Below are 21,076 nucleotides of genomic sequence, written 5' to 3'. Positions count from 1 at the left end.
AGCACAACTATTATCTATATTAAGCTACAATATTTGTTAAAATATTGATCTATAATCATAGATTAAATAATTTATTATCACTAAACACTTACTACGAATATAAAATGTATGACTAGAACTTTTCACACACTACAACATTAAAAATTACATATCTAGACTTTCTTATTTAGATTATATCCTGAAAATATAAACATATAACTATACTTAGTTCACACATCTAACTAGCTTTTGCATCTACTTTTTGACTAACTGAAACTTTATTCTTTCGTGATTGCTCCATATGCCCCACCATAATTCCGTCATACTCCTTATTCACTTGTTTTCTAGTTTCTTCTGACAACTTATAATAACCAAGTATTTGCCACATAGTTTTTCCCACTTTCCAACAAACAGGACGTATTTTACTCTGATCATTATGGTATGCTATATCACTATAACAACATATATAAAAATTTTCCTGACTTTTTTTCTGACTACCCTTAATTTCGTAACACGATAAGGCAAGATTTTTATCAGCTATACATTCTTTTACTTTTTCATTATTATAACAACAATGATCATCATTTGGACATAGCATCTTTATACCTTGACCTATGTTACCTATGGTCATAGCACTCTGTATGGTAGGTATAGATAAACATGCATTAGCACCATTAACACCCTCTTTTGTCAACTTATAATTATCCGAATTATTAAAAGTGTGAATACACAAAGAAGCTAAACATCCTTTATTTTTCACCTTATCTGTAGTATCAAGACAAAATGTTTTTTCTTGAGGATAATAAGCATATTGTAAAGTTACTGGAGTTTCTTCTGCTATTTTTACTGTAAATTTCACACTGTTAGACTGTTCTTTAACTTGCTCTTTAGGTTGTGATTTCTCTGGAAGATTTTCTGATTTTTGTAACTTTGCTAATGTTACAAAACTATCAGTAAGCCTAATATTAGCATTTTTCCAATTAGAAACATGCTGCTTGCTTCCTGAATTTGAATCCCTATAATCATAATATTTATATCTTGAATCTGTGCCTACTTCATAATCACTTATTATTTCACCATTAAATGGACAGCTAATCTCCTTTTGGAGTAGTGTATTAACAAATACACTATCATTATTCTGCAACAAATAAGCATTAATAGTTTTCAGATATTGAGTGTTATCTTGAGTATGCAAATATGATAACTGTTTTTTTATATCATAATTATATTTTACAGGGCTAGTAACCTTTGTTACCTGACTCTGCTGTACTTTAGTTTTTGGTTTAGATACTGATTTCGTTTTAGAAGCTATGGGCAAATTAGTAAGCAATTCTTTACTCCCATCATCAAAATTCTGCCTAAATTCTGTAGGTAAATTGCTATCACTAAACATGTTTAATATACCAGCACCTTTTCCTCTCCAACAAATATCTCCTGCATGCGTTGTATCCTTTATATTGTGATAACAACACACATATTTACCTCCTGACATTTTTAAATCACTTACTCTACTTCTATAACATGATAAACCCACATCATACGAATTTTGCCAACACTTTATACGATTAATACGAACGTTATCACTATACTCTGCATAATCCATAGTAGATCTATAACCTGTAACTGGAGCACCACCTTCATGATTTTGATAACAATACTTACCACGACCAACATGTCTTACAGTCATTCTATCACCTGCAAAGAAGATATTTGTAAAAAGATTGCGCTGGTATTTAACAAGAGGCTTACATTCTTCACCAAACATAGTAACAGGAGACCTAAATTTCATATCATTATTATTTGTAGAGTATATACAAACTGACTTCAAACATGCACCATCTGTATTACACAATAATTTCTTATTTTTATCATAAGCATACCTACCATTTCCATCATTCTGTACTTTACTCCATACTTCACATGTTAACCTTACTAACCCATCTGCACCTTGTTGAATAGATTTACGGAGATTTGCACATCCTCCAGAACCAGGATATTGATTTGGATTTTTCTCAAATGCATTTACTGGTCCTACACAATCATCAGCATTTAATCTAATAGTACCATCAGGAAAATGAGGATTTCCCCATGGAATAAACCTATAATATTGTAACCATATAGGCCTTTGCTGAAAAAAATCTATTCCAGTAGCAGATCTATAATGTGCTACAATATCATCATTAATAAAAGAGTCATTTTTCTCACACCCATTATGAGTACATCCACGAGCTACAAATGAAATCTTACAGTTACCATCAAAAGTGTCAGAATCACACAGAGCTACTACTGTATCTTCTCCATATTCTTCTGGATATCTTCCTCCTTCCCCAACATATATTACTAATTTCTTCCCCTTTAACCGCCCATTATAAGTTTTTAATATACCAAGAGTATAATGAGCAGGAGTTCCAGAATAAGCTTTACCATCCTTTATATACCCAGCTTGACCTCCTCCCCAAGCTTCAACTTTTATAAAATCGCATTTATGATAACTATCTATTTCGTATACATACCGTTTTGTCCGAATACCATTTATAGACTTTTTAACCTTATATTCGTATTTAGGAAATCGATCCAGACACATTCCTTCAAAATACAAATTCCTTTCTACTAATCCATCTGGAACTCCATCATTTTTTAAAATAAAATCCATATTCTTCAATTCACTTTTTTTTCTACTTGGACCAAAAGTTTGAAAATCATCACTTGTATAACTATATAAACAACTCTTAGTATGTTTTCCTTCATCAGAAGAATACTCTAACTTTCCAAAAATACATTCTTTTTCATCTTCAATTTTTTTAAGATAAGTTGGAATATAAAAATATAATTCACTATTTCTACACAAATTTCGCTCTGTATTTCCTCTATACGAAATAACACGGTATTCAGATCTAGGAACAATATAATAATTATCACGAACCTTAATAGAAGTTACAAAAGACCTCATGTTTATATTATCAAGATCATAACTCATGCTATCATCACACGGATAATATGTTTTACCATCATATATATGACGCACTAATTTCTTTTTATTCAATCTTAGCCAAAAATATCTATGTCCTCCTATAGTTTTATCATATTTTTTTATATAATATCCCTTTCCTACATAATTTAATCCCTGTAAACATTCTATATTATCATGCAATACACTTTCAGTTGCAACTTTCTCTGCAGTTTTAGTACATTCAATTTCCCCTTCTTCCGTTACTTGCCCTGCAATACACTCCGTTTTAGTTTCAAATTCATGAGTTTCTATGTTCATCTTAGGTTGTATCAGATCAATAGATTCCCCAAACACAGAACTTAGGTCTGCTATAGACATTTCCTTTACTTCATCTCTATAGTCACGTCCAGTAGCACTATTTAGATTGCTTTCAATTACACTCCTCACTTTAACTTCAGCAACAAGTTCTTGTTTTTTATTATTTTTTAATACAGGTCGCCTTAACGCAGGTATTGGTAAACACTGTTTTATACATTGGTCACTACTATTGTAGTAGACACATAAATCATCCCCTCTTCTATGCATTCCATAATATACAATACCATAGTCTGCTAGTTTATTACGGTCCCTAGGATGTTTTTTATAACTAGACATCATAGATTTGAAATCAACATGTAGCAACTCATTTCTTTCCGGCACAAGTTTCAAACCTTTAGAAGGATGCATAAGAAACAACTTGGGATCAAAAAATGACTGCATATAAAATGGTACGATGCGAAAGTCTAGAGCTGGTACTTCCTTAAATATAACATCACAAAAAGGGCGATTATGCTTGTTTAATTCATCAAAAGTATAAAATATACTAGCATCACTACATTCACATAAACTAGAATAAGGAATGATAATATACAAATAAAATATCACAAGAGCTATTTTTTTTAACACACACTTTACCATTTAACAGAAGATATACACTCATCTAAATATAAATCTAAAATTGTATATTATACCATTAATTATTTATATGGTTGTAGATCTGTTCATTATAAAACACACGCCAGAACCAACTTTATAGTTAGGATGGTATTAGTGAACAACACTCATATAATTAAAAGATCAAGTTATATTTCAGAATATATACAGCTGATTAGCAAATTGAAATACCACTAATAAAACAAGTGACTATCCTCAATAAACCATTAAACTCACCTATAAAAATATCAACAGAACTTCAATTTGTAATCCTACTAATATTATAAAATTTTCCTTCTCCCTATTATTCAACTAAATTGTTATGCATAACATTAAACATACTATTTATAATAGAAACTCTTATACATAGACAAAAAATTAATCAATAGCCCTTACAAAACATAATTCACATTTACAAATTATGTTAACCATTAATTAACGCATAAAAAGTGTTGACTGTTAAAACTAGAACATTGCTATAGCTCTATATAACACAATAGATAATTATGCTATAACTAACCTTATAAAAAACCTACAATACAATTATTCCTACAAATCAGAAAATTTCATAAAACAGTCAGTTATACTAAAGTGCATATCTTGTACTATATTAATTACCCAATTAATCTATAAAAAATTACTATTCTCTAAAACAAAGCACTGCTGCAGTTATGTAATGTAAATAACAATTACTCTGTAGCTCATTATTTTTACAAATCAGTGAATTCTATAAAAAATAGTGCCCCTATACATCAAATTCACATATATTTTATACAGATAACATTCTTGAATACACCTATAATTCTGTTTTTTAACTTCCTTGATATTTATAAATTTTAGGAACCCATATATCTTTTTAAAAATTTTTGCTATTTGTTCCCATGTATAAGTTTCCATTTTTTGTTCTAACAAGTAATTTTGTAAGATTTTACTATTCTTTCATAATCAAGGCTATAAAATCCTTTAACGAGCCAATATCAAAGAAATCTGCAATAAGAACCCATAACGCAATCATACCTGCTTTATCATCATTGACATGTTGTAGTGCTTCTTTCATAACATCACTAGAAAACTTACGGGATGAGAATACACTATTTATTTTCTGACGTACATCAACATCAAACTGATGCAACACATAATTAATAACTAGCACATTACAATATAGCTTGATTAGTGGTCTTGTTGGTCCAAACAAAAAGAACTTAATATTATACTTATAATTATAAATTTGATTCTGTAGCCTGAATATATAGGAATGTAGGGAATTATCTGGGTCCTTCACATCACTCAATATACGTGGCCCGAATATATGGGAATGTATGGAATTATCACCACAATTTTCTGGGTCCTTCACATCACTCAATATACACTGAACTATATAGTCTTTTAATTGTATGCCATATTGATTTAATAATCTTACCACAGACGATGATCCACAACCCTCTTCCATTATTCCTCGTTGTATAAAATTTCGTGCCGAAGAAGGGAATTTCTCACTATATTGATTTATAGATTCAAAAAATGTTATTTCGTCTCCATAACAGTTTCCCCATCTTTTATATAATTCCGAATCTATTGGAAAAAGCATTTTGACGTAAGATTCAAATTTTTTGTCAAAAGGTACTGACTGTAAAAAATCGTAAGAGTATGATATATAAGACCACAATGCCAGCACATTAGCTCTATGAATAATAATACTATTATTAATTTGTTGTAATGTATTAATATAAGATTTTTTAGGAAACATGTTAATTTTCACAGAACACGCAAGTACATACTCCATCAGCTGTACAATATTATCACTATATACAACTTGTTTCTCAGTTTTTACTTCTGATGCTAATAAATTAAAAATGACTGCATCAATCATGAGGTATATTTCTTCCTTACTATCCACAATACCCATATCAGTAAAAATTTTATATATATCTGGATTGTTCAAAAGAGCTACCATGTTATAAGATGTCTCATCCATATTTGACAGAAGCCTGTAAAGAAAATTAGTTACCTCGCGTCTATTCTCACCTAACTGCCCCACAGAACCTAACTTCAATACATTATCCGGATGCAATATACTTCTTAATGCACTTACATGATTTATTAATGCTATTTCCAGTTTTGGGAACTGCGATATCTTTTTACAAAAACTCTGTTCATTTATTTTATCCAAGAAACGCTGAAGTTTTAAAGGCAACTTATCTTTGTTGTGAGTATTCAATTTCTTAAATAAATCAATGACATCATCCCCACATGTTTGTAGTTTTTCAAAATCCACATCCATTCCCAATAGTAATTTAATAAAAGCTTTACATTTTTGAATGCTCCATCTAGATCCAGAAGAAATATATGATATATAAGACCATAACGTGATTATATTAATGTTATGAGCGTAGTTATCTCCATACTTATTAGTAATGTTTCTCTGAAAAACCATAATACCCATACCAGGAAACTTATCTTGATTACTATCATTGAACAATAACAACAACTTGTGCATTTTATCTTTATCAACCTTTGTTTCCAACACCAAAAAGTTAAAGATGATTGCATCAATGATTAAAGATATTTCTTCTTTACTACTTGTAATACCAGCATCAGTGAAAATTCTATATATATCTGGGTTATCCAAGAGGTTTGCAATGGTAGAAGATAACCTTCCTACATCTGACCAAAGCTCTCCAAGATAAGAATATATTTCTTTTACATTTGATAATTGCCCCCTATCAATATTGTTTATATTGTAAGATCCAAAATTGAATAAACGGCCTGCACGCAATGCATCGCTCAGGACACCTGTATATTCTATCAATGCAGTTTCTAATTCTGGAAATCTCAACACTTGCCCGCAGAAATTTGGGGAAAGTATTTTATCCAAGAAATCTCGTAGGGTTTTAGGCAACATATCTCTGTAAAGATTCCATCTATTTAATAAATCAATCATATCCTGAGTACACTTTCTAGTTTTTACAGATTGCAGATCTAACTCCAACAGTAGTTTTACAAAAGATTTAAAATCCTCAACATCCCATTCAAAGGTACTGTACAATGCATAAGACCATAATGTAATTATATTCACCCTATGATCACCATACTTCACATTATTAGCATCTTGCCGTAACTCTAAAATAGTGTCATAAGGGAAGTCACTAAAAATATGCGATGCACTAGAATTTAGTAACGATAATGTTTTGGTTATATCAGAATTATTAACATTTAACTCAGACATTACATAATTAAATATCGCTGCATCAAGCAATAAAAACACCTCTTTTTTATCATTTGTAACACCTACATCAGTAAAAACTTGATAGTCATGATACACTGCATTTTTTAACTGATTAGCTGCAGATTCTAGATTAATACGCCATTGACCTTCTAAACATCCTTTTTCATCATTCTTTAATGCACAACTAGTTATATAATCAGACAATTCTGCAATGTATGAATTCAATAACGTTATTTCAGAAAATTTGTTACAAAAATCCCCAGTAGTTATTTTCTCTATAAAATCTTGTACTTTTGAAGGCAATTTTTTACCATACTGACTTATAGATTCAAACAATTTAATGTGTTTATCACTACAGGTTCCCCATTTCATAATTCTGTTTAGATCCATCCCTAACATCAATTTAACAAAAGGAGCTGCATAAAGGTCTAAAAGTCGTTTATCAGATTTAAAGAAAGCATACATCCAAGAAATTACAATATCATTCTTTTTATGTTCATCTCCTTCTGTAGCAATATTCTTATGTATTACATCAATAAAATTTTTATACTGCCTTACAAATGCCTGATCCTTTAACTCCACACTAAACGACTGTTCCGGTTTTTCACTGGTTATATTAAACATCACTGCTTCGTCGTCAGGTATTTTACTATGATTCGTATTATTCTCTGAAGAATTGTAATCAAATACCCCTTCAGAAACATAATAATTTAATAAGCCTGGCGATACACTTGATACATTGACACCAAAATTAAAATCAAGTGCATCAATATACAAAAGCAACGTTTCAGGAGAATCATGAATTCCCAACTTTGCTAACATTGCTTTAACCTCTGCGTTACTCAATTCAGTTAATAACTCTTTACGAAGACCTGATAAATTATCTCCTGATACATTACCACTAATTAATACTTCATTAACTGCAGAAAAATACTTATGCATACTTGATATCAAATTCGGAAAACCTTTTGAATATATACAAAAGTCAACCTGACTTATTTTGTCCAAAAATTCTTTCACTACATTTGGAATAGCAGATGTTGATTTGTTAATTTTCTCTATCAATGTAACCAAAAAATCATCACATGAATTTTCATCTATTAATTTTATTTTACCTGCAGGGCCTGACCATTTTTCACAAGTCAATTTCACCATACCATCAGCACCTTCTTGAGCACAATTATAAACACTAGAACACCCTCCAGCTCCCCAATACTTATTAGAATTTTTCTCTAAAAGATTACTACTACACAAACATTCTTTATCCCCTTTTTTTACTTTACCATAAGGCATATCTGCACTTTGATAAGGTACTAATATTTCATTTTCTCTTGAATTCTGCAACCCGGAAGCAAATCTGTAATGAACTAGATTATCAACTCCTTCGGAATTATCTCTCAAATAATTACCACCTTCATCACCACCATTAGCTACTAATTTTACTAAGCAATTGTTATTATCATCATCACACAACTTTACAGTGGTATCTCCACCAGAATTACTCAAAGAATTTACGCCTTTACCTCCAGTTCCAATATCAATTATTAACTTCTTATCAATTATATTCTTATCAAATTTTAACAACCCCATAACATAGTTACCAGCTTTACCAGATTTACCAGATCTTGATACTCCAGATGCCCCTCCACCCCATGCTTCTATTCTCAGAAAGTCACATTCCGTGCTTTGTTTATCAAAGCTTAATTTATAAGAAGTTGGTAATATTGTTCTTGTTAAAGTTCTTCTTTTATACTCATAAGAAGGGAAATTACTTACACACATACCTTGTAAGATTGGATTCAGAGGTACAATGTCCTTTAATTCGTCATCCTCATGAAAGAAATTTGTAAAATCATCATCACTCACATAAAGTGAGTTACATGCCTTAATCTTCCTTGTGCCATAATCCAACTCAACAACATCTTTACAAGATACTTGGTTATCTTCTTCATATAATCTATGATTCTCATACTTATAAAGCATACTGCCTCGACACACAGCACTTTTAGGATTATAGTGACCTGCAATATCAAAAAATATATCTTGTTTTACATTTCTAATTTTATCTAGTTGATCTTGCGTCATGCTTTTAATATCTATCGCAAACTTATGACCACAGTTTACATATCTCTCAGCCTCTTTTTTCCCATCATCAGTTTTTTCTATAACAGCTCCATAACCCGCAAGCATTTCCTCATGCATATTCAACCATAAGTTTCTATTATTCTTTTTTATAGAATACTTCGTAGGAACAAAAGGCATATCAACAACACATGTAACATTACCATTATTGTCATTCACGTATCCAAGTTTCACACCGTTCTTATTTGGACATTGACTTACATCCTCAACAATTTTCTCATCTCCACATTTATACTGACTAATCAAAGTATAATCATTAAAATTAATCTTAGGTTTTATCACAGAAAAACCCATATCTTTATTTTCTGTCCCTGGTGACATATCAACATTACAATCAGGTAATCCTTGACAATCTTGATATTGTATATGAACACCACTAGCACTAGGAGTTACCTTAGGACGCATTAACCCTGGCGAAGGAAAACAAACGTTTTTCTCCTTCACTCCATTATTAGTATATTCTACACATACTTTATCATAACCACCCTTATAGACTTGAAATTCATAAGGAACTCCAGCATATGAAACACTATAGGAAGTCTTATCCCCGATCTTATATTTTGCATATAACTCCTTTGCATAAACTTTTCCAGGTCCTGAATAAATACGTACTTTCACTCCAGGTCTGAAAAAAGTTTGCTTAGAAAACGCCAAAGGAGTAACAGAAATTATATTAGATGCATCCAATATACTACAGAAAGGCGGGGGATCAGATGCCGTGATCATCTCCTTACAACGTATACTGTGTTGATTACATTCACCTCTTATAAATTTAACATTACAGTCCCCTACAAGACATACACATACTTGCGATCCAAGATTTGTGTTTTCTAGAAATGTCATGGCTGCCATAGAACTATACTGCCAAGAACCAGAATATATAACTTTACAACTACCTATAGGCATATTATGGACTGTTACCTTCCCCCAGTAAGAAGATAATTGCATAAACATTATATCATGTTGATCCAATGTACGATCTTGTCTATTCAAAGGCAAACCTAATTCAGGAGCATAGATATTCTCTAGGTTTTGATAGTATCCTTTGATATATCTTGCGTAAGAATTAAGCCGGGTACTCTGATGTATAGCAACCCTAACCATAACACTATCAACATTACCTCCTGTATTATCTAAAGGCTTATAATAATCAGAAAAATGAAGACCATAGAAAGTGTCATAAGTCAGCATCATAAATTTCAGCATCTCGTCAGTTGTACTATTCTTATCATTTAAATCAAGAGACATCGAAGAATGTAAAGGTACACATAAATAAATGAAAGATAACACAATAACTAAGTATAAGTTTATACCTTTACAACACCACACTTTCATAAACAACACTTACTATTGTTAAAAAAAATTAATACAAAAAATCATTTATGTTCTTAAGAGATATCTCCAAAAAACCCATACGGACTCTTCTTATGCATAGGATAAATCATTTACATAAAACAAAATTTCCTTTAAAAGGTAAATTATAGATTTAATGATCCTAATCATTACAGGAAATGTATAGAAATTTGACAACACCATATTCCTCATCCACACATTATTACATGAAATATAATAAATTTACTATCAGAACATAACAAATATGATTTATCAGTAATTATTAAATAAAAATTTAACAATATTTTATGAAATTTCTTGCCTCATAGGTGATAAAGCAGAACTATAGTATAGCCGTATTATGTTACATCCAAAATATTTTTATCAATACACGGCACAGAAACCAAAGTTTATAACTCATGGCACACGAAATATCATTAATTAATAATTGCAATCTACTTAAAAAATTTTACAGATTTTTATATGAAACTGATAGAACCCATTGAATAATGTCGTATGTTACAATATATATATCTTTAAATTTTTCATAGCAAGTAAAATTTATTAACTATTTTTAATTTATTAAAGTATAGCTATAATTTTACTTAACATATTCAAGTATCATAAAAACTTCTATGAGTAAATTTTTTCAACTCTCTTAATATAAATTTCAGTAGTCTTATAACATTTTAATATTGATTCTTTTTAACACACATATAGATAAATTTTTTATCAACAAATATTTACAAATTTAACCTGCATACTATCACATTACCATATGTGCTCTTAGAACTTATCTACATTAAATAAATCTTTATAGTCTTTTTAACCACTACACTTTTTATAAAATGCAGGTAACCATTCTTTTACATCATCTCCATGAGTATGAATAGATTCATACATGTATCGAATTGTATTTTTATTAGCAGAAAGAACATGACTTTCTGGTATATCTGGTAAATTAAAAGACAACACTACTGGATTATTATCTTGCTTTACAAAAAAATATCCTTCCTGAGATGGCATCTGAAACATAGTCTTACATTCTGACCTTGACAGATTAAAGGCTTTCATATACATCTTACTAGTTGATACTGAGTTTGGCATGAAAATTTGGGTTTCAACATGTTCATTGAATTGATAAATAACGTTACTGGAGATGATAGCTGGAATATTCTCACCAGCAAACACAACAACAACATTTAATTTATTCATCATTTCAATCCACTCATCAAATTCCTGATTATTTGTAAAAACATAATCTAAAATCCATGCTTCATCTATTACTAAAATTGTAGGAGACCCATCAAAATAATTAATTAAAGTATTCAAAAAGTAAAAAATAAGAACAGAAGCACACTGAGGCTTAGAACACAAAACACCAACATTTAAGCCTAAAACCTCTGCTTGCCAGTCAATATTAGCATCCTCTTTTAATAGATGCGCAAATTCTCCATTATTTACCCATTGACTAGCATTTTTACCCAGCGCACTTATATGATCAGAAATATTACTTATAGTTCTAGATTCAATAGGCAAGGTAAAAAGGTAATCAACTACTTTATCTATTGCATTACTCATTTCTTCAGTTATGTCTTTAACATTTAACATTCTTTGTAAGACACCAATAACTATTTTACGATTAAGCACACTATCTTCAAGTTGAAAAAAATTAAATGACATTTCCTGATAGTCACGTCTATGATCTGCTCTATAATACTGACCACCTATAGCCTTAACAAAAATAATAGACTTACCTGTATAATCTAATAAGACAATTCGCGTATTCAACCTCCTAGATTCTGACAATAGAAAATTCAGCAACATAGTAACCGAAGATTGAAGACTACCAACCATTAAAGTATGTCCTGCACCTAAAACATGAAAACTAAAGAAATAAGGTCTACCCTTATTTGAAAAAAACATAGTAACTGCCTGCCCCCATTTATTCCCTTGAAGCGCTCCTGAAGGGAAATAGTGCAATAATGAAAATGCACAAGCATATTTCATTAAAGTATATCTAAGGTTTAAAACATAAGCAAAATTCCCAGGTAAATGTGCCCAGAAATCATCTTCCAGAGTCAAATCACATCTTACACAAATAATACCAAGTGATGCTAATGAAGCAACAGTTTTATCTACATTACTATGAAGCTGTGGTAAAGTATTTGATATTATTACAAAACTTATTTTTCGTTCACAAAAACTTAAACAAGAATCTGTATCAACTGACACAAAATTATCTATATTGGATATTTTTCTCAACCGAGCATCATTGCTAAATTCTAAAAACATAGCTTGTTTTTGAAAAAGCTTTAACGCATTTTTACTGTTTGCAAACCTTATAATCTCAACTATTATAAATTCATAATCTTGCTGCAGACATTGATCTAATGCATCCAACGGGGAATCTTGATAATCTTTTATTCCTAATATTGCACCAAATCTTTGATAATTATTACATGAGACTTTAAATGCATTAAATCCCATTTCAATATTACAGTCACCACATATACCAGAAAGATCTGCCATATCAAGAAAACATTCTTTATGACGCATCATAGTCAAATAGTATAAAAACTCTACTAATTCCGATCTTACTTTTTCTTCATCAACTACTATCAATCCTAATTTTCTTGCTTCGAACTTTTTCAAATTTTCCAAAATATTCTCAGTAACCTTATTCAATCTAATTATTCTATTTTTCAGAAAATCTTTATGCTTATTTTTTATATAGGAAAATGATAGAGCACCCAATACACCCTTCATAGTCTCAGGTAAACAACTAGTAACTACAGCTATATACAACTCATTAATATACGTAGCACGTTGACCTATATTATTGAGGTGTACATCACTTAAGACATCAGAAATATCATTTATATTTCTTCGTACAAAATCAAACTTATGGGGTTTTCTTACAGTATATATCCAAAAGGAAACCTCAGGAACCCTAATACTATTAATTATACTATTACGTACTGCTGCTCTTAAATCTTTATCATTAATATAGTGACTAACTACATAATCTTCTATCTTTAGTATCTGTACAAGTTCACCATCTTTATTCAATATTGTACTCTCATCATAATGACAAGCTGCAGGTACAAAATTCCCTTTATTATAGGTATTATCTCGTCTCTTTATAGAGACATTATTTGGATTTAGATGAGAAGAACGGCCAATTATTTCTTGAAAAAAAGACATATAGGAAACCCTTATTTACCCCTATAATATTTATACAAACATCCACCAATAAGATTAACATTCATATACGATAGTATCTGCTTAATTGTCATTATCTAAATATAAAATTAACATTTTCTTTATGCTAGGATTGAATTAACAACTAATAAATAACTTAATCATGAAATTTATAGTACAAAAAATCAACAATCTCACACCTAATGTACATAGCAACCACAAACCTTAAGCGAGTTATTACTTAGAGAAAAACTAACATTATATTCATAAAACCATGATAGTATCATAGTTGAATTAAATAGAACAAATGCTATTTTAGCAATATAAATCAGAAACAACATTGATTAATAAGTAAACACATGCTCTGAATCCAGAACAAACAATACTTACAAAGCTTACAATGAAAATAACACCAAGAAAATTTTCAACAACCAAACCAAGATCGCTATAGTTATGATGGTAGTTATTTTTAGCTAAGTGCTTACTTTTTTCCTTAATTTTTCTTACTGAGGTCATCATTATCCAGCATTAGCAGTACTACAATCTTTACAGTAGTCATAGTATTACTAAAATTATATGAACAAATTTACTTGATACAAAAAACATGACTGCCAACATATGACTCACATCATTATCACTAATCATAGCAACTTTTCAAATTATCCATAACAATAATACTTTACTAAACATTATATTTCTATGATTGGCAATTTCAACTTTTATACAAACTCTATAACATCACATATAACATTAATATCACCTGGATTGTACTATTTTGGCCATTAGGTAGCAATAACGTAACTACTAACATCTAATACTAAAAGTGTATTACATTTACAACACAATTATAAAAACACTAGAATACCTTTTAACATAAGGTTCATATTTTTATAAATTATAATTTTATTAATAATATATGATAAATTTTATTCACTTACTTGCTGTACAATCTGTTCCAGTAGTCATACTGTTATTAATGCCATTCACAAATTTACTAACTAATTTACCTGCACCAAAAAATATTGCTGTGAACACAACCAACATCACTATTGCTGGCCATGGTAATCTTCCAAATATTGCCATAATACTTGAACCAAGTATTACCCCTGTCATGATTGGTAATCCTAATTTCTGTACAAACAGTATAACATTACATATCACTTTACTTACCTCATCTTGATCAGTAGAGCTAGCATCCGCTGCAACACCAGAAAAGCCTAACAGCATAACACAAATAAATCCCACAATTACAAAAAATACTAAAATAGATTTTAACATAAGATTCATACCTTTGACGATTCATTAGCAATATTATAAATTTACCTACTTACTCATCACTATGATGCAGTAGTACTACAATCCGTTCCACCAGTCACATTATTATTAATCCCTCTCACAAATTTACTAACCAATTTACCTGCACCAAAAAATATTGCTGTAAACACAACCAACATTACTATTGCTGGCCATGGTAATCTTCCAAATATTGCCATAATACTCGAACCAAGTATTACCCCTGTCATGATTGGCAATCCTAATTTCTGTACAAACACTATAACATTACATATCACTTTACTTACCTCATCTTGATCAGTAGAGCTAGCATTCGCTACAGCACCAGAAAACCCTAATGGCATAACACAAATAAATCCCACAATTACAAAAAATACTAAAATAGATTTTAACATAAGATTCATACCTTTGACGATTCATTAGCAATATTATAAATTTACCTACTTACTCATCACTATGATGCAGTAGTACTACAATCCGTTCCACCAGTCACATTATTATTAATCCCGCTCACAAATTTACTAACCAATTTACCTGCACCAAAAAATATTGCTGTAAACACAACCAACATTACTATTGCTGGCCATGGTAATCTTCCAAATATTGCCATAATACTCGAACCAAGTATTACCCCTGTCATGATTGGTAATCCTAATTTCTGTACAAACACTATAACATTACATATAACCTTACTTACATCATCATTTTCAGTAGCAGCTTGTGCTGAAGCACCAGAAAAACCTAATGGCATAACACCAACAAATCCCACAATTACAAAAAATATTAAAATAGATTTTAACATAAGATTCATACCCTTGATAATTCATTAGCAACATATTATAAAATTTATCCAATTACTTGTTAGTATGAAGTAGAACAATCCTTTACACCTTGTGTCATATTGTTATTGATTCCATTCACAAATTTACTAACCAATTTACCTGCACCAAAAAATATTGCTGTAAACACAACCAACATTACTATTGCTGGCCATGGTAATCTTCCAAATATTGCCATAATACTCGAACCAAGTATTACCCCTGTCATGATTGGTAATCCTAATTTCTGCACAAACACTATAACATTACATATAACCTTACTTACATCATCATTGTCAGCAACAGCTTGTGCTGCAGCAGTAGAAAAACTTAACGGAACCACACCAATAAATCCTATAATCATAAAAAACACAAAAATAGCCTTCAACATAAAACTCAATACCTAAGTGAACTTTTGAAATACTATGAATAATTTACTACATATGGCACATACTTTAATCAGTAATACATTGTTTCTAGTAAGATTAACCCGAACTGACCTGTTTTAACAAAACATTACTGTAATGTTATTATACTAACTTACTGACATTAGTTACTCTTAAATATGTCTAAAATACTTTTTTACACATTACTAACAATCATCAGCAAACTAACCGCAATATTATATCATATGTAATTATCACTATTGATTATCAGATACAGAGAATCTCTACTTTTTTAACAAATTTCATAATATGGTTATTAATCCACATATTTTCGTAGTTCTTTACTGTTTATTATCCATAATAACAAACCAAGGATTACATGATACTATTGTAATAGGCCTGCGAATTACTACATGTAACACAACATATTAAAATAATTACACTACAAAATCACAAACAAACCTACAGTACAAACTTGGCTTTTCCTGATCCTTATTACAACAAATACATTATCTACCTTACATACTATTAATAACACATCTATAATTTTGTAATATACAAAAAGCATTAAAAATCATAGTGATTATAAAAAATTTTCTTTCATATATATTTTATAAACATCATAACCCCATCAACAAATACACATGCTACCAAAATAACAACAATGTTGATATATTAAGAATTCACACACTCTAATCTCAACTTACTGTTGTATAAGTTAACCTAAGTACAACACAAAACAATTAACATAATGTAAACTGACAATGTATTTAATGTAAATGCAGAAAGACAACTTTTATTATAAAAACAAATTTTCAAAAATAAGAAATAAAATATTCGCAGACTAAAGCTGGAATACATTAACACGCAACCTCATAACAAAACACACAAAAATCTCACAATAATTTATTGTTACTTTTTATAAATACACAACACTGATAAAGCATTCACATTTTCTTAAATATTACTTAAAATTAACACACACTTAGCACAGTACTCAATTCTTGTGATCATTGTAAAAATTATTCTTACAGTTTATCCATCTTATATTTCTTTAATATAATTTTGGAACTACTATAAACTTTTATAAAAGAACACACGTGTTTATTAAAAAATGCTATTTTAAGAACATATAACTAATTTTTTATCCATTGAATTTGAAGCTTGTACTCTCATAATGCAAAGAAATTGCAAAAAGCTATAACGACATTTGCCGTTTAGGTGTTGTCTTATAACACTGATTGGATTGACAATTATTTATATCGATGCAACAAAAAATGATAAAGCAAGAAGTAACTATACCTAAGAAGTTAAAAATAAATGCTACATGAATACATGTAATACTATCTAAATTCAGCACACACATAAATAATTTGACTATCAGTCTGAAATGACTACATATATTTTATATAATCTAGTAGGTATATAATATATCATTTCATTTACATATATAAAATTCAAAAGCCAGTTATAACTAAATTAAGGTAATTTATTAAAGAATTAATATTACAACAATCTAGCTATAACTGACTCACTAATTTATTGTTCGAATTCATCTGCCAATTGAGCATGATAGGAATATTCAAAAACAAAGTTTTTTATATCAGAAAGTACATGATACCATCACTTAACACTATTTTGATATCGTACCACAATCAAACTTATCAGCTGAAAGATCTGCTATTCCACCAGCAAACTTAGATATCAGTTTACCTGCTCCAAAGAATATTGCTGTAAATACAACTAACATTACTATTGCTGGCCACGGTAACCTACCAAATATCGCCATAATACTTGAACCAAGTATTACTCCAGTCATAATAGGAAGACCTAATTTTTGTACAAACACAACAACATTACATATCACCTTAGTAACTGTATCATTATCAGCAGTATCATTAGCATTACTTATATTTGGTGTCATAGAAAACATTATGAACAACAAAAATAGAAGCGCTCTACCTATAAAACATCTACTATTATATAGCATTATCAATCCCTCACAAATTTATGAACAACAATATCAACAAAACACTCTATAATGTTTATTAAATAAAAATAAAAGACTTTTCCTAAAAATTAGTTTATATAATAACCCATTATCCGTTTTTTCAGAAAAAAACAAAACATGAAGACATAACTAACACAACACCAATATATCAAAACTGTTACAACCTAACTTCATAGAAAAATCTTATAACTTGAGAATGTTATACAACACCTTTCTGTGGTTCCTATATATGTAAATATTTAAAAAGTCAATTATTATTAATAGTTAGAAATTTAGATCATTATTTATATAAATAAAAATAAATGAATCTTAACTTCATAAACATATTATTTAATACTTAAGTATATTCACAATCAATATTTCTTATTTGATCAGAAAATAAATTAATTTCCTACAGTACTAATTTTCTTTAGCAAAAATATTTAAAATTAGCTAATTATCAAAACATATGAACTTATTAATTGACCCAAATCATATTATTAACATAACAAACCTTATGCTAAAAATTTAATCAACATAATACGTAATTATAAAAATCAAAAAATCTACCAAATAGATACCAAACTATTAATACTAATTTTTTCCATGTTTAACACTAAAAAATAAACTTTGACATATATCAGCATTTTCAATAGATTATTAAACTATTGTTATACACAATCAGGATCTTCTTGATTTCTGAAGAGTTGATATTTGGAATTTCGGTTATTTTAATGTAATGTAACAATAGTTATATTTTTGTTATGTACTAAAATGGCACAATGAGCTTAATAACAGATAAAGCATTTTAGTTGAGGTAGGTTGGAATAGCTTATGTTTGATGATTACGATCCTTGGAACAATAAAAATAAAGAAGATCACAAATCCAAAGAATATAAAAACTCCAATGATATTAGCAGAATTATTTACCGTTTCAATAATACGTTTAGTTCATTTCTAAAAAACAAGAAAAGTACACAATTTAACAATCATGGAAAAGCACAATTTATAATAGTGCTTCTAGTCGTGATGTTTTTATATATGGGTTCTGGTTTTTATATCGTTGAACCTGAAGAAGAAGCTGTACAGCTATTATTTGGTAAATATCATAATACTGTAGGTCCTGGATTACGCTATTATCTCCCATCACCCATTGGACATGTAATCAAGTTAAAAGTCAAAACAGTTAATAGGGAAGAAATAGGTTCTAGATTTTATTCAGATAATACTTCAGATCATGGGGAAGGTGTAATGTTAACTGGAGATGAAAACATAGTTAATATAAATTTTGATGTTCACTGGCGTATTAATGACGCATATAATTACTTGTTCAAAGTTAGGGATAATCAAGTAGGAGACACAGTAAAAAATGCAGCAGAAAGTGCAATGCGCGAAGTCATTGGGAAAAGTTCTATATCCTTTGCAATTGAAGGAAAAGGAAGAGCTGTAATCTCACAAGAAACTAAAACATTATTACAAAATATCCTAGATCAGTATAGTATGGGAGTTGAAGTTTTATCGATTCAGCTAAAAAAAGTTGATCCTCCAGAAAAAGTCATTAATTCTTTTAGAGATGTACAAAGTGCAAGAGCTGACAAGGAAAAATTGATTAATGAGGCATATGCATATCGTAATCAGGTGTTACCAAGAGCTAAAGGTGAAGCTATCAAAATTAAATTAGACGCAGAAGCATACGAGAGTGAAGTAGTCAATGCAGCTGAAGGTAATGCAAAAAGGTTTACTTTGCTTTACAAAGAATATGTAAATCAACCTGAGGCAATAAGGAATCGTTTATACTTAGAAACAATGGAAGAAATACTAAGCAAAAACGATAAGGTTGTGGTCAGTGATGACCTTAAAGGGATGCTTTCTTACTTTCCATTAGCAGATCCTAAAATAGTAGGTAAGTCATGAATAATAAACCATTTAAGTTCATATTAGGATTTTTTACTATTGCAACAGTAGTTGTACTACTAAACTCCATGTTTATTGTAGATGAAGCACATCAGTCAATAGTATTACAGTTTGGACGCGTAGTTAAGCAAATACATGATAGTGGCTTATATTTCAAAGTACCTTTAATACAAAAAGTTGTCTACATTGATAAAAGGATCATCGACATTAACTCTGATTCAAGAGAAGTCATTGCAGCTGACCAAAAAAGATTTATTGTTGACTCTTATGCAAAATACAGAATTGTAGACTCTGTTAAATTTTATCAAACAGTTAGAAATGAGACAGGATTAAAAAATAGATTAAGTTCTATTATTGAATCAAATATTCGTGAAAAAATAGGGAACGTATCACTTATTAACTTCTTAAATGAGGCAAGATCAGAAGTTATGGCAGTAATACAAGAAGGAGTTAGCAAAGACTCTAAAAAATTTGGAATAGAAATGATAGATGTCAGAATCAAACGTGCAGATCTACCAGAAGAAAATAGCATGGCCATATTTAGACGTATGCAAACAGATAGAGAAAAAGAGGCAAAAGAAATTAGAGCAGAAGGAGAAGCAGCTTCACAGCGCATAAAAGCTGACGCAGATCTGCAAACACGTATTATCATTGCAAATGCGCTTAAAGAAGCACAAATAATTCGAGGAAATGGAGACGCCACAGCTTCAAAGATTTACAATGATGCTTTAACAGTCGATCCAAATTTCTTCAGATTTTACAGAACAATGCAAGCATATAAGCATGCTTTTAATGGAAAAAATACAAGGATTATTTTATCACCTAACAATGATTTTATTAATTTGTTTAATAAGGAAAGAGGTAAGTAAT

At 29.9% G+C, this 21,076-nt stretch carries 11 protein-coding genes; 2 read left to right on the top strand and 9 right to left on the bottom strand.

Features of this window, described 5'->3' with window-relative positions:
- Positions 1 to 217: 217 nt before the first annotated feature.
- The 9 genes from PVA18_RS00615 to PVA18_RS00575 form a co-directional block, all read right to left on the bottom strand.
- Positions 218 to 3,874, bottom strand: coding sequence for a hypothetical protein (locus PVA18_RS00615; protein ID WP_231568526.1), 3,657 nt, complete (start codon positions 3,872 to 3,874; stop codon positions 218 to 220).
- A 958-nt stretch (positions 3,875 to 4,832) separates the two neighbouring features.
- Positions 4,833 to 10,559, bottom strand: coding sequence for an entry-triggering protein EtpE (etpE, locus tag PVA18_RS00610; RefSeq protein WP_231568527.1), 5,727 nt, complete (start codon positions 10,557 to 10,559; stop codon positions 4,833 to 4,835).
- An 867-nt stretch (positions 10,560 to 11,426) separates the two neighbouring features.
- Complete coding sequence (locus PVA18_RS00605; RefSeq protein WP_045805148.1) at positions 11,427 to 13,808, bottom strand: VirB4 family type IV secretion system protein; 2,382 nt, start codon at positions 13,806 to 13,808, stop codon at positions 11,427 to 11,429.
- Between the two features lie 312 nt (positions 13,809 to 14,120).
- A complete protein-coding gene (locus tag PVA18_RS00600) occupies positions 14,121 to 14,324 on the bottom strand; it encodes a hypothetical protein (protein ID WP_143339987.1) in 204 nt (67 codons plus the stop codon).
- Between the two features lie 411 nt (positions 14,325 to 14,735).
- Positions 14,736 to 15,083, bottom strand: a complete 348-nt coding sequence (locus PVA18_RS00595) for a TrbC/VirB2 family protein (RefSeq protein WP_045805150.1) — start codon at positions 15,081 to 15,083, stop codon at positions 14,736 to 14,738.
- Positions 15,084 to 15,142: 59 nt separating this feature from the next.
- On the bottom strand, positions 15,143 to 15,493 hold the full coding sequence (locus PVA18_RS00590; protein WP_045805151.1) for a TrbC/VirB2 family protein: 351 nt from the start codon (positions 15,491 to 15,493) through the stop codon (positions 15,143 to 15,145).
- Between the two features lie 59 nt (positions 15,494 to 15,552).
- Positions 15,553 to 15,900: a TrbC/VirB2 family protein gene (locus PVA18_RS00585; protein WP_045805152.1), complete on the bottom strand. Its 348-nt coding sequence runs from the start codon at positions 15,898 to 15,900 to the stop codon at positions 15,553 to 15,555.
- 59 nt (positions 15,901 to 15,959) lie between these two features.
- Entirely contained in the window at positions 15,960 to 16,307 is a 348-nt protein-coding gene (locus PVA18_RS00580; protein ID WP_045805153.1) for a TrbC/VirB2 family protein, read from the bottom strand.
- Between the two features lie 1,628 nt (positions 16,308 to 17,935).
- Positions 17,936 to 18,235: a TrbC/VirB2 family protein gene (locus tag PVA18_RS00575; RefSeq protein WP_434431854.1), complete on the bottom strand. Its 300-nt coding sequence runs from the start codon at positions 18,233 to 18,235 to the stop codon at positions 17,936 to 17,938.
- An 891-nt stretch (positions 18,236 to 19,126) separates the two neighbouring features.
- Between PVA18_RS00575 and hflK the strand changes: the two genes are divergently transcribed.
- The gene (gene hflK / locus PVA18_RS00570) at positions 19,127 to 20,206 is read left to right on the top strand and encodes an FtsH protease activity modulator HflK (RefSeq protein WP_045805155.1); all 1,080 of its coding nucleotides are present in this window, start codon (positions 19,127 to 19,129) and stop codon (positions 20,204 to 20,206) included.
- On the top strand, positions 20,203 to 21,075 hold the full coding sequence (hflC, locus tag PVA18_RS00565; RefSeq protein WP_045805156.1) for a protease modulator HflC: 873 nt from the start codon (positions 20,203 to 20,205) through the stop codon (positions 21,073 to 21,075). The genes hflK and hflC overlap by 4 nt, the downstream gene beginning before the upstream one ends.
- The last annotated feature ends 1 nt before the right edge of the window (position 21,076 follow it).

It is taken from the genome of Ehrlichia muris subsp. eauclairensis, from assembly GCF_051097115.1.
GTDB classification, from domain to species: Bacteria; Pseudomonadota; Alphaproteobacteria; order Rickettsiales; family Anaplasmataceae; genus Ehrlichia; species Ehrlichia muris.
This window is presented reverse-complemented; position numbering and strand designations above follow the sequence as displayed.